This window comes from Pseudomonas sp. VA159-2 (genome assembly GCF_024126635.1).
GTDB lineage: Bacteria > Pseudomonadota > Gammaproteobacteria > Pseudomonadales > Pseudomonadaceae > Aquipseudomonas > Aquipseudomonas muyukensis.
Window position 1 is genome coordinate 114,091 of record NZ_JAMYBV010000009.1, and the last position, 11,721, is coordinate 125,811.

The 11,721-nt window shown below is 67.2% G+C and carries 11 protein-coding genes; 5 read left to right on the forward strand and 6 right to left on the reverse strand.

Annotation, left to right across the window (positions count from 1 at the left end):
* Positions 1 to 59: 59 nt before the first annotated feature.
* The gene (locus NJG22_RS11280; RefSeq protein WP_134691164.1) at positions 60 to 965 is read right to left on the reverse strand and encodes a LysR family transcriptional regulator; all 906 of its coding nucleotides are present in this window, start codon (positions 963 to 965) and stop codon (positions 60 to 62) included.
* Positions 966 to 1,135: 170 nt separating this feature from the next.
* On the opposite strand from NJG22_RS11280, the gene NJG22_RS11285 reads away from it, so the two are divergent.
* Both NJG22_RS11285 and NJG22_RS11290 read left to right on the forward strand, forming a co-directional pair.
* Positions 1,136 to 1,600 carry a universal stress protein gene (locus tag NJG22_RS11285; protein ID WP_217852906.1) on the forward strand — a complete coding sequence of 155 codons (465 nt, stop codon included), beginning with the start codon at positions 1,136 to 1,138 and terminating at the stop codon, positions 1,598 to 1,600.
* A 15-nt stretch (positions 1,601 to 1,615) separates the two neighbouring features.
* Complete coding sequence (locus NJG22_RS11290) at positions 1,616 to 2,392, forward strand: enoyl-CoA hydratase (RefSeq protein ID WP_253094580.1); 777 nt, start codon at positions 1,616 to 1,618, stop codon at positions 2,390 to 2,392.
* A 93-nt stretch (positions 2,393 to 2,485) separates the two neighbouring features.
* Here the strand turns inward: NJG22_RS11290 and NJG22_RS11295 are convergent, their stop codons facing one another.
* The 4 genes from NJG22_RS11295 to NJG22_RS11310 are packed head-to-tail and all read right to left on the reverse strand — an operon-like array spanning position 2,486 to position 7,247.
* The gene (locus tag NJG22_RS11295; protein ID WP_253094581.1) at positions 2,486 to 3,346 is read right to left on the reverse strand and encodes an HlyD family secretion protein; all 861 of its coding nucleotides are present in this window, start codon (positions 3,344 to 3,346) and stop codon (positions 2,486 to 2,488) included.
* Positions 3,347 to 3,356: 10 nt separating this feature from the next.
* A complete protein-coding gene (locus NJG22_RS11300; protein ID WP_253094582.1) occupies positions 3,357 to 3,557 on the reverse strand; it encodes a DUF1656 domain-containing protein in 201 nt (66 codons plus the stop codon).
* Positions 3,547 to 5,724, reverse strand: coding sequence for an FUSC family protein (locus tag NJG22_RS11305; RefSeq protein ID WP_253094583.1), 2,178 nt, complete (start codon positions 5,722 to 5,724; stop codon positions 3,547 to 3,549). The genes NJG22_RS11300 and NJG22_RS11305 overlap by 11 nt, the downstream gene beginning before the upstream one ends.
* Positions 5,721 to 7,247 (reverse strand): efflux transporter outer membrane subunit, encoded by a 1,527-nt coding sequence (locus NJG22_RS11310; RefSeq protein ID WP_253094585.1) that lies wholly within the window; start codon positions 7,245 to 7,247, stop codon positions 5,721 to 5,723. The genes NJG22_RS11305 and NJG22_RS11310 overlap by 4 nt, the downstream gene beginning before the upstream one ends.
* 180 nt (positions 7,248 to 7,427) lie before the next feature.
* Between NJG22_RS11310 and NJG22_RS11315 the strand changes: the two genes are divergently transcribed.
* Both NJG22_RS11315 and NJG22_RS11320 read left to right on the forward strand, forming a co-directional pair.
* On the forward strand, positions 7,428 to 8,375 hold the full coding sequence (locus NJG22_RS11315; protein ID WP_253094587.1) for a LysR family transcriptional regulator: 948 nt from the start codon (positions 7,428 to 7,430) through the stop codon (positions 8,373 to 8,375).
* Positions 8,376 to 8,490: 115 nt separating this feature from the next.
* Positions 8,491 to 9,465, forward strand: coding sequence for a D-glycerate dehydrogenase (locus tag NJG22_RS11320; protein ID WP_253094589.1), 975 nt, complete (start codon positions 8,491 to 8,493; stop codon positions 9,463 to 9,465).
* Positions 9,466 to 9,630: 165 nt separating this feature from the next.
* Here the strand turns inward: NJG22_RS11320 and NJG22_RS11325 are convergent, their stop codons facing one another.
* On the reverse strand, positions 9,631 to 10,530 hold the full coding sequence (locus NJG22_RS11325; RefSeq protein ID WP_253094591.1) for an EamA family transporter: 900 nt from the start codon (positions 10,528 to 10,530) through the stop codon (positions 9,631 to 9,633).
* Between the two features lie 230 nt (positions 10,531 to 10,760).
* Between NJG22_RS11325 and NJG22_RS11330 the strand changes: the two genes are divergently transcribed.
* Complete coding sequence (locus tag NJG22_RS11330) at positions 10,761 to 11,636, forward strand: AraC family transcriptional regulator (protein ID WP_253094592.1); 876 nt, start codon at positions 10,761 to 10,763, stop codon at positions 11,634 to 11,636.
* The last annotated feature ends 85 nt before the right edge of the window (positions 11,637 to 11,721 follow it).

Here is an 11,721-nt window from a genome sequence, read left to right on the forward strand (position 1 = left end):
AAGTACGACAGGGGGAGGTAGCGCTCGATCACACAGGCGCCAAACCTCCCACGCCGAACTCAATGCTTGCTGCAACATTCCTTGAGCGTCTGGCGCAGCCAGCGGTGTGCCGGGTCGTTGTCGTAACGCGGGTGCCAGGCCTGCATGATGGCCACCGATTCCAGCGCCATCGGAATGCGGAACGAGCGCAGCGGCAAGCCCAGCCGGGCGACACTGAGCAACACATGTTGCGGCAGCGGCAGCAGCAGGTCCGATTCGGGCAGCGAGAACATCGCCGAGTGGAAGCTCGGCGTGATCAACGCCACCCGCCGGCTCAGGCCCATGCCCGCCAGGGCCTGGTCGATCGGCCCGGTGGCGCGGCCCCGCCGCGACACGCTGATCTGCTCGTAGGCGGCGAAGCGCTCCGGGGTGATCTCGTCGTTGAAGATCGGATGGTCGACCCGCGCCAGGCCGACGAAGGTGGTGGAGAACAGGCTCTGCACCTTGATCTCCGGGCCCAGGTTGCGGGTGGCGCTGATATACAGGTCCAGGCGCCCATCGCGCAGGCTTTCGTCCTCGTCGCCGCCCTCGCCTTCGGGGACGAAGCGCAGCACGGTGCGCGGCGCCTGCTTGCGCATGGTTTCCAGCAACGGCGTGGCGAACGGCGCGATGAACACGTCGTTGGCGCGCAGGTTGAAGGAGCGCTCCAGGGTGGGCAGGTCGACCTCGTCGCTGGAGCTGAAGACCTGCCCGGCCTGCTCGACCACGCTGCGGACCTGGCTGCGCAAGGCCATGGCCTTGGGCGTGGGCACCAGGCCGCGGCCGGCACGTACCAGGATCGGGTCGCCGACGGCATGACGGATCCGCGTCAGGGTGCGGCTCATGGCCGCCGGGCTGAGGTTCATGCGGCGTGCCGCCCCGACCACGCTGCCCTCGTCGAGCAGGGCGTCCAGTGCGACCAGCAAGTTCATATCCGGAAAGTGCATGGTAAGCATCCATTCAAGAATTTCGGTGAATCCGCTGCAATATTACCAGTCTTTGCCGGTTTTCCTGCCTTTGCATACGACGCAACTTGTGATTGCGCCGCACACCATTTACCCCGATGCAAGCATTCCCAAGAATACCTGCCTTCTGCATAACCAATGGACCCGTAACCATGTTCCGGTCGGTACTGATCGCCATCGATGGCACCCCGCGCAGCCTAGGCATCCTCGACACCGTCAAACGCTTCTGCGACACCGAGCAGCACTTGCTGCATGTGTTGCTGGCGGTCGACAGCGCCTATGCCCTGGAGGAATTCGACCAGCGCCTGAGCCGCTTCGACCAGACCGAATACCCGGCCGCCGCCCAGGAGCAATTGCACGCGGACAAGATCGTGCAAGAGGCCATCCAGGCCTTCACCCAGGCGGGCTTCTCGACCACCGGCAGCCAGGAGGTCGGCGAGCCGGCCGAGGTCATCATCAAGGTGGCCAAGGCCCGCAACAGCGACCTGGTGGTGATGGGCCACCGCCACCTGTCACGCCTCAAACGCATGCTCGATCCTTCGATCGCCAGCAAGGTCATCGACGAAGCCGGCTGCCCGGTGCTGGTCGATGCCCGCCACCAACCCCCACGCCACTGAAGCGAGACGACACCGATGAAACTCGACTACCTGCAACTGGAACAGTTCGGCGCCGTCGCGCTGGTTCGCCTGAGCCGCCCCGAGGCCCTCAACGCGCTGTGCAGCGAGCTGATGGAGGAACTGGCCGGGCTGCTCGAGCGCCTGGAGCAGGATCGCAGCGTGCGTGCCCTGGTGCTGACCGGCGGCGACACGGTGTTCGCCGCCGGCGCCGACATCAAGGCCATGCGTGACCGCAGCTACATGGAGGTCTACACCAGCGACTTCGTGACGGTGAACTGGGAACGCCTGGCGAGTTTCCGCAAGCCCACCATTGCCGCGGTGGCCGGTTACGCCCTGGGCGGCGGCTGCGAGCTGGCGCTGATGTGCGACATGATCATCGCCGCCGAAAGCGCCCGGTTCGGCCAGCCGGAAATCAAGATCGGCACCATCCCCGGCGCCGGCGGCAGCCAGCGCCTGGCCCGCTCGATCGGCAAGGCCAAGGCCATGGACCTGGTGCTGACCGGGCGCACCATGGACGCCGAGGAAGCCGAGCGTTGCGGCCTGGTCAGCCGTCGGGTCAGCGATGCCACGTTGCTCGACGAGGCGCTGCAGGCCGCCGCGCGCATCGCCAGCTATTCCGGCCCGGTGACCATGATGGCCAAGGAGGCGGTCAACCACGCCTTCGAAACCAGCCTGAACGAAGGCGTGCGGGTCGAACGCCGGTTGTTCCACTCCACCTTCGCCATCGACGACCAGAAGGAAGGCATGGCCGCCTTCGCCGAGAAGCGCGCCCCGCAGTTCATGCACCGCTGAGCCACGGCGCCAAACCGTAGGCGTCAGCCTTGCTGGCGAACCAGACGACGCGCTGTTCGCCCGCAAGGCCGGCCTAGGCTGATCGAGTCAAGGTCAATCGCTATCTGGCGTGACCACCACGGTGCAGGTGGTGCCGGCCGCCAGCAGGAAGCCCTCCGGCACCTCGTCGATCTGGATGCGCACCGGCACCCGCTGCGCCAGGCGCACCCAGTTGAAGGTCGGGTTGACATCGGCGATCAGCTCGCGGCTCTGCGGGTTGTCACGGTCATAGATACCCCGGGCGATGCTCTGCACATGGCCCTTGAGACGCTCGCCGCTCATCATCTGCAACTCGGCCTGGTTACCCACCTTCACATGCGGCAGCTTGGTCTCCTCGAAGAAGCCGTAGACCCAGAACGAATGCTCGTCCACCACCGCCATCAACGCCTCGCCGGTGCGCGCGTAGTCGCCGCGGTGGATGTTCAGGTTGGTCACGTAGCCATCGACGGTGGCGACGATCTGCGTGCGCTTGAGGTTCAACTCGGCCGCGGCCAACTGCGCCTGGGCGTGCTGGTAGTCGGCCAGCGCGGCGCTGGCGATGTTGCTGGCATCGTCGCGGTTCTCCTTGGAGATCACCAGGTTGTCCATGTCGGCCCGGCGCTTGGCGTTGGCCTTGCGCATCTCCCAGGTGGCCTTGCGCGCGGCGACCAGGGCCTTGGCCTGCTCCACCGCCAGCTGGTAGTGCTCCGGGTCGATGCGCATCAGCACATCGCCCTTCTTCACCCGCTGGTTGTCCAGCACCGGCACGTCGACCACATAGCCCGGCACATCGGCGGCGACGTTGATGATGTCGGCGCGCACCCGGCCGTCACGGGTCCACGGCGTGGTCATGTAGTGCAGCCATAACTGGCGGCCGATCACCACGGCAGCGGCCAGCACCAGCAGGGTGGCGATCAGGCTGAAGAACTTTTTCATCGAGGGATTCTCACCAGTAGAGCGACAGCGCCAGGGCGCCGAACAGGCAGACGAACAGGCTCAGGCGCAGCAGCGCCGGGTGCCAGAAGAAACGGTAGCCATCCAGGCTGGCGATGAACCGGTCCAGGCCCCAGGCCAGGCCCAGGGCGAACAGGAACATCAAGGTCATGGTGGGCATGTACACGCCATGGAAGGCGATCTCACGGGGCATGAGGCAGTCCTTTCGCCGGTGCCAGCGGCGACTGTGGGTCGAGCAGGGAGGAACGGATGAAGTGCAGGTAGCTCTGCGCGCGGCGCAGCACCGAGGTGTCGAAGTGCCGGGCGAAAGGTTCGTCGGTGGCCTGCACGCGGCTGATGGCGTGGTCCACCGCCACCAGGGCGCGCTCGTGGTTGCTGGCGCTGGGTTGCAGGAACAAGCGCGCCAGGGCGCGGCCCATCACGCGGATGGCCTGGCGCCAGGGCTGCGACTCGGCATAGGCCGGGTGGATCGGCGCCCGCGCCTGCTCCTTGCGCAGCTCGATGATGGCGTGGCCGATCTCCAGCACCGTGAACATCCAGCCCATCAGCTCGCTCTGCACCTGCGGCTTGCCGGCGGCCAGGCCATAGGCCTGGTGCAGCAGGTCGCGGGTGCGGCTCTCGAACGCCGAGCCCAGGCCACGCAGGCGCCCGCCGATGGCGAACAGCACCTGCTCGCGCAACGCCTGCTCCAGGCGGCTCCACAACCAGCGGCTGTTGGGCGGCAGGATGATCGCCCCGGCTGCAGCGCAGGCGAACATGCCGATGACCATGCCGATGTAGTCGTTGATGAAGGTGTAGGGGTTGTAGACGGTCAGGTTGTTGGGCACCGAGCCGATGGCGAAGAACACCAGCAGGCCCAGGCCGTAACCGGCATAGGCCGGGCGCGAGGCGAGGAAGGCGCCGAGCACGAAGACCGGCGCCAGGACCATGCACAGCAGCGCGAAGCCATCGATCCAGGGGAACACGAAGAAGGTTTCGAAGAAGCCGACGAAGGCGCCGAACGCCGTGCCGCAGGCCATCTGGAACGACATGCGCTTGGGGTTCGGCGAGGCGGCCGACAGGCACACGGTGACAGTGGCGATCAGCGTCATCATGCCGCCGCTGGGCCAGTCGCTGAGCAGCCAGTAGCTGCCCAGCAGCAACAGCACCGCCGAGGCCCGCACCCCGGCGGCCAACGACACCAGCCAGCTGGTCTGGGCCACATAGGGCTCGTCCCAGTGCTCGCGCTCATGCTTGTGCACGGCCAGCGAGGCGTGGGTCTCGGCGTAGCTGTACATCTCGTCGACGAAGCGGTACAGCAGCTCGAACGCCGTGTGGAAATCGAGCAGGTCGGACTCGCTGGGGCCGGTCTCCAGATAGTCGGCGCGCAGGCCGCGCACCTGGGCCTGCAAGCCTTCCTTGTAGGTGCCCAGCTCCAGAGCCAGGCGCAGCGCGTCGGCGTCGGTGAGGGCGCGGCCAACGTAGGGCTGGAGCAATTGCGCGAGGGTTTCGATACCCGGTTCGATCGCGCCGACGATCTGCAGCGGGCCGCGCGCGCGCAGGCGTTCGAGCAGCCGGTGCAGGGCGTTGAAGCGGGTGGTGATGGCCATGAACTCGCTGTTCATGCGCACCAATCGGCCAGAGCGCCGGCGCATGTGCGGGTCTTCGAAGGCCGTGACGTTGCGCAGGCTCTCCAGGCCCACCGCCTCGGCGACGAAACGCACGTTGCTGGTTTCATAGCGGTCGCGCTGGCTGTCGCCGCGCAGGGCCTCGACCACCACCGCGGCGAAGGTGCCGAAGCGCTGGTACAAGGCATTGCGCATGGCGGCGCTGGCCGACTGCGGCAGAATCGCGGCGCTGACGAAGGTCGACACCAGGATGCCCAGGGCGATTTCCAGCACCCGCCACACCGCCGCCATGAACGCCTGGTCGGGGTGCTCCAGCACCGGCAGGCCGATCATCGCCGCGGTGTAGCCTGCCAGCACGAAGCCATAGGCGCGGAAGGTGCGGTAGCGCATGGCGCCGGCCGAGCACAGGCCGACCCACAGGGCCAGGCTGGGCAGGAACAGTTCGGTGTTCTGCGGGAAGATCGCGATCAGCGCGATCATCATCGCCGAGCCGGCCAGGGTGCCGAGCACCCGGTAGAAGCTCTTGGCGAACACGTGGCCGCTTTGCGGCTGCATGACGATGAACACGGTGATCATCGCCGTGCGCGGCTGCGGCAGCTCCAGGCGCATGGCCAGCCACAGGGTAATGAAGGCGGCGGCCAGGACCTTGAAGATATACACCCAGGTGACACCGTCGGTGCGCGCCCAGGCAAAGAAGCCGCGGCGCCACTCCAGGCTCTGCAGCCAGCGCAGGAGCAAGCTCGGTGTGCTCATTCGGCGTGCTCCGGCGTGTCGAAGATAGCCAGGGTGGCCGGGGTTTTCGGCGCGGCCTGGCGCTGTTCGTCCGGCACGTCGCGGCCTGCCTCCAGGCCCCCGCCCAGGGCGGTGACCAGTTCGGCGTGGGCCATCAGGCGCGCGGCCTGGACCTGCTGTTGCACTTGCTGCTGACGGAACAGCAGGGTCTGCGCGTTGAGCACGTTGAGGTAGTCGGTCAGGCCGCGCTCGAAGGCGACGGTGGCAATGTCGTAGGTTTTCTGCGCGGCGGCCACGCTCTGTGCGGCGAAGTGCGCCTGCTCCTTCATCGACTCGCGGCGGATCAACTGGTCGGAGATGTGCTTCAACGCACCGATCACCGTCTGGTTGTAGCGTGCCACGGCCACGTCGTAGCCAGCCGAGGCCACGCCCAGCTGCGAACGCAGGCGGCCACCGTCGAAGATCGGCAGGCTGATGGCCGGGCCGACGTTGTAGTTGAACTTGCGCCCGGTGAGGAACTCCAGCGGGCCACCGCCGGTGGCCATGAAGCCGAGGCTGCCGACCAAATCGACATTGGGGAAGAAGCCGGCGTGGGCGACGTCGATGCCCCGGGCCTGGGCCGCCACCTGCCAGCGGCTGGCGACCACGTCGGGGCGCTGGCCGACCAGTTCGGCGGGCAGGTTCGACGGTAGCTGCAACGGCGCGCCCAGGGTCAGGCTCGGGCGCTGCAGTCGTGCGCCCTCCCCCGGGCCCTTGCCGGCCAGGGCCGCAAGCTGGTTGCGGGTCAGGGCGATGTCCTCGTTGAGGCTGTCGAGCTGGCGATGGGTCTCAGGCAGTGGCGCCTCGGCCTGGCTGACTTCGAAATGCGTGCCGATGCCGGCGTCGAGGCGGCGCTGGGCCAGGGCCAGGATCTGTTCCTGCTGGGCCAGTTCGGCCTGGACGATGTCGCGCCGGGCGAAGTGCAGGCTGAGCTGGATGTAGCTGCGCACCACGTTGTTTTCCAGCTCCAGCTGGGCCTGGCGCGCTTCGGCGACACGCATGTGCGCCTGGTCCACGGCCTGCTCGCTGGCATTGCGCTCGCGGCCCCACAGGTCCAGCGCGTAGCTCAAGCCGATGCTGGCATTGTTGTCCCAGGTATTGGCGCCAGACAGCGCGCCGGGGCCGTAGAACTGATCTTCCGGCCAGTTGTGCCGCTTGAGCGTGGCGTTGCCGTTGGCCTGGAGTTTTTCCGCCGACTCGACCACCCCGGCCATGGCCTTGGCTTCACGCACCCGGGCGGCCGCCATGGCCAGGCTCGGACTGCCGGCCAGGGCCTGGGCGACCCAGCTGTCAAGCTGCGGGTCGGCATAGGCGCGCCACCACTGCTGGGCCGGCCAGTGGGCGTCACGCGCGGCCTCGCGGATCGCCTCGTCGGTGGTCAGTTGGTTGGCTTGAAGGGTCTTGCTTTGCGGGGCGATGCCCCAGGTTCCGATACAGCCGCTCAAGGTGAGACAAAGGGCACAGGCACTGAACGCATGGAGCGCTCTGATGTGGCGACGCGGCACAGCTGCGATTTCCCGAGGAAGAGGTGGAGGGGCCGAGCAATTCTAGGGGGCGCATGGATTGGCGATAAGCGTATATTCCTGCGAATCTTTGTTACCAAAACAGCGATAATCCGGCTTTAGTCGGAAGCGACATCACGTTACTTCATGTCACAATTTTGTCCTCTAAACCGAGAGTGACCCATGGACACCCTGCAAAACATGCGTGCTTTCAGTTGCGTGGCCCAACTCGGCAGCTTCACCGCTGCCGCGGCGCAACTGGATACGACCACCGCGAACGTGTCGCGGGCGGTCTCCAACCTGGAAGCCCATCTGCAAACCCGCCTGCTCAACCGCACCACCCGGCGCATCGCGCTGACCGAGGCCGGCAAGCGCTACCTGATGCGCTGCGAGCAGATTCTGACCTTTGTGGAAGAAGCCGAGGCCGAGGCCAGCGATGCCCACGCCCGCCCCGCCGGGCAGTTGAAGGTGCACTCGATGACCGGGGTCGGCCAGCACTTCGTGGTCGACGCCATCGCCCGCTACCGCGAGTCGCACCCGGACGTCACCTTCGACCTGACCATGGCCAACCGCGTGCCCGACCTGCTCGACGAGGGCTACGACGTGTCCATCGTCCTGGCCAGCGAGCTGCCGGACTCCGGCTTCGTCTCCCAGCGCCTGGGCATCACCTACAGCATCGTCTGCGCCTCGCCCGACTACGTGGCGCGCCACGGCTTCGCCCACAAGCCCGCCGATTTGCTCAAGCACGCCTGCCTGCGCATGGTCAGCCCGGTGATTCCGCTGGAGAAATGGCTGTTCGACGGGCCCGAAGGCCAGGAGGTGGTCAACATCACGACCTCGCCGTTCCAGGTGAACTCGGCCGATGCGATGAAAACCGCGATCCGCAGCGGCATGGGCGTGGGCGTGCTGCCGATCTACACCGCCATCGACGGCCTGCGCGACGGCAGCCTGGTGCGGATCCTGCCGCAGTACCGCCTGCAGGAGCTTAACCTGTACGCGATCTACCCATCGCGCCAGTACCTGGATGCCAAGATCAAGACCTGGGTCGAGTACCTGCGCAACTCGCTGCCGGAGATTCTCGCCGCGCACGAGGCCGACCTGAAGACCCATGAGCTGTTGATCGCCAACTGAAAAAGCCGGTGCATTCGGGCGGGGGACAATGCTAGGTTGCCAAGCCATGACGCCGTCATCGCGGGGCAAGCCCGCGATGAGGCAGCCCCCAGCCGCCTTGCAGAGAAGCAGTCCGATGAAAAAGACCGTCCTGGCCTTCAGCCGCATCACCCAGGCCATGACCGAGCGCCTGCAACACGACTTCAACGTGATCGTGCCCAACCCCAAGCTGGGCGACATCGCCGCCCAGTTCAACGAAGCCCTGCCCGAGGCTCACGGCCTGATCGGCGTAGGCCGCAAGCTCGGTCGCGCGCAGCTCGAAGGCGCCGGTAAGCTGGAGGTGGTGTCCAGCGTCTCGGTCGGCTACGACAACTACGACCTGGACTACTTCAACGAACGCGGCATCGCCCTGACCAACACCCCCGACGTGCTCACCGAGAGCACCGCCGACCTGGGCTTCGCCCTGGTCATGGGCTGCGCCCGGCGCACCGCCGAGCTGGACGCCTGGACCAAGGCCGGCCAGTGGCAGGCTACCGTGGGCCCGGCGCACTTCGGCAGCGATGTGCACGGCAAGACACTGGGCATCGTCGGCCTGGGCAACATCGGCGCCGCCATCGCCCGGCGCGGGCGCTTCGGTTTCAACATGCAGGTGCTGTACGCCGGCAACAGCCGCAAGGCCGCGCTGGAGCAGGAGCTCGGCGCGCAGTACCGCAGCCTGGACGCGCTGCTGGCCGAGGCGGATTTCGTCTGCATCGTGGTGCCGCTGTCCGAGGCCACCCGCAAGCTGATCGGGGCCCGCGAGCTGAAACGGATGAAGCCCAGCGCGTTCCTGATCAACATCGCCCGCGGCCCGGTGGTGGACGAGGCGGCGCTGGTCGAGGCGCTGCAAAACGGCACGATCCGCGGCGCCGGGCTGGACGTGTACGAGAAAGAGCCGCTCGCCGACTCGCCGCTGTTCAAGCTGCCCAACGCCCTGACCCTGCCCCACATAGGCTCGGCCACCGCCGAAACCCGCGAGGCCATGGCCAACCGGGCGGTGGACAACCTGCGCGCGGCGCTACGGGGCGAACGCCCGCGCGACCTGGTGAATCCGCAGGTGTGGAAGCACTGAAGCGCGCTACCTTGTAGGCGCCAGCCTGGCTGGCGACCAGGGCAACGGCAGGCCTTGGCGCCGGGCGCGGAGCTGTTCGCCAGCAAGGCTGGCTCCTACAGGGGGCGGTTGACGGGAAGATAGCGATCACCGCCCGATGTACTCCCCCAGGGTGCCATCCGTCATTCAACGTGCCAACGCCACGACCTCAGTGCTGGCCTTGGGCTTGCGAAACACCAGCACGTTACCCGCCATCACCGCCACCAGCCCCAGCAACGCCGGCGCCGTCCACTGGTAGCCCTCGGCGAACGCCGAGACATTCAGCGCCACCAGCGGGAACAGCACCGTGCAATACGCCGCCCGCTCCGGCCCCATGCGCCCGACCAGGGTCAGGTAGGCGGTGAAGGCGATCACCGAGCCTGGGATCACCAGGTACAGCAACGCGCCGACATAGCGGGTATTCCACTCCATGGTGAAGGGAATGCCGCTGAGCACGCAGTACAGCGCCAGCATCGAGGCGCCATAGAGCATGCCCCAGGCATTGGTGGTCATGGGCCTGAGCCCGGCCTTCTGCTGCACGCTGGACAGCATGTTGCCCGCCGAGAAGCACAAGGTGCCGAGCAGGCCCAGCCCCAAGCCGTACAGGGTTTCACGGCTGGCGGCGTGGTGCGACAGCTCCGGCCAGAACAGCAAGCCCAGGCCGAGCAGGCCCAAGGCGCCGCCGCCCAAGACGTTGGCGGCGATCTTCTGGCCGAAGAACAGCCGCGCATTGATGGCGTTCCACAAGGTGGCGGTGGAGAACACCACGGCGATCAGGCCGCTGGCGACCCACTGGCTGGCGGTGAGAAAACACAGGAAGTTGACGCAGAACAGGCAAAAGCCCTGGGCCAGGCACACCAGGTGAGCGCGCCGGTTCATCGCTTGCAGGCGCCGGGTGAGCAGCAGGAAGGCGAACAGGACCAGCCCGGCCAGGGCGAAGCGGTAGACGATCGACACCGGGATGGCGACCGTGCCCAGCTGCCATTTCAGGGCGATCCAGGTAGTGCCCCAGATCAGGACGGTGAGCAGGTACAGCGACAGGTTCATGGCGGTCCTCCGGGTGTTGAGCCAAGGGCCGCGTGGCGGCCTTCGCCGGCAAGCCGGCTCCTACGGGGACGCTGTAGGAGCCGGCTTGCCGGCGAACACCCGAGACGACATGCCCACTGTCAGTTTCCAACGCCCTGTTTGTTCCGGCTTGCACAAACTTGCGCTTTTCCACCCCGGGTAGCTGCCAGCGCGCCCCGCGCGCAGTACGATGGGCGCCAGAGGAACCGCCCATGCCCGCACTCGACCACCTGCAGGTCTTCAACGCCCTGAACGCCTCGCCCCACGCCCGCCTGGAGCTGAGCGCGCACCTGGGCGACGGGCTGGCGGCGGCGCTGTGGAGCAACCGCCACGACGCCCGCGACTACCAGGCCCCCAGCCACCACACCCTGTCCTGCTACATCGCCGACGGCACCGGCACCTTCCGCCGCCAGCGCCCGGCCGACAAAGGCGCGCCGGACAAACTGTGCGTCATGCCCGCCGGCCACGAGTCGAACTGGGTGATCAACGGCTCGATCCGCCTGGCCCACCTGTACATCAGCGAGGAACAGTTCGCCCTCGGCTGCGCTCGCCTGCTCGACCGCGAGCCCCGGGAGATGCAACTGCGCGAGGAAACCTTTCTCGACGACCCGCAACAGGCCTGGCGCTTCCACCAGCTGATCCACCTGGACTGGGCCGAGCCCGGCGAACGCCTGCTGGCCAGCAGCCTGGCCCACGCCATCATCGACCATGCCGTGCTGCACCAGGCCGGGTTGCGCGAAGGGCTGAAGCTCAAGGGCGGGCTGGCGCCCCATCTGCGCCGGCAGTTGGTGGAGTACATCGAGACCCACCTCGACCAGCCGCTGACCCTCGGCGAGCTGGCGTTGCGCTGCAACCTGTCCGAATACCACTTCGCGCGGATGTTCCGCGCCAGTTTCGGCCTGCCGCCGCATCAGTACCTGTTGGCCAGGCGCCTGCACCGGGCCTGCGAGCTGCTGCGCCTGGGCGACCTGCCGCTGGGGCAGGTGGCGCTGCTGTGCGGGTTCGCCAGCGCCAGCCATTTCAGCAACCGATTCCGGCAGGCGCTGGGGGCGACGCCGGGGGAATACCGGGCAGCGTTCGCCGGTTGATCCTGCAGCCGCTCCCACAAAAGACGGCGATCTCCTGTAGGAGCGGCCTTGTGTCGCGAAAGGACCGCAGAGCGGTCCCAGCGAT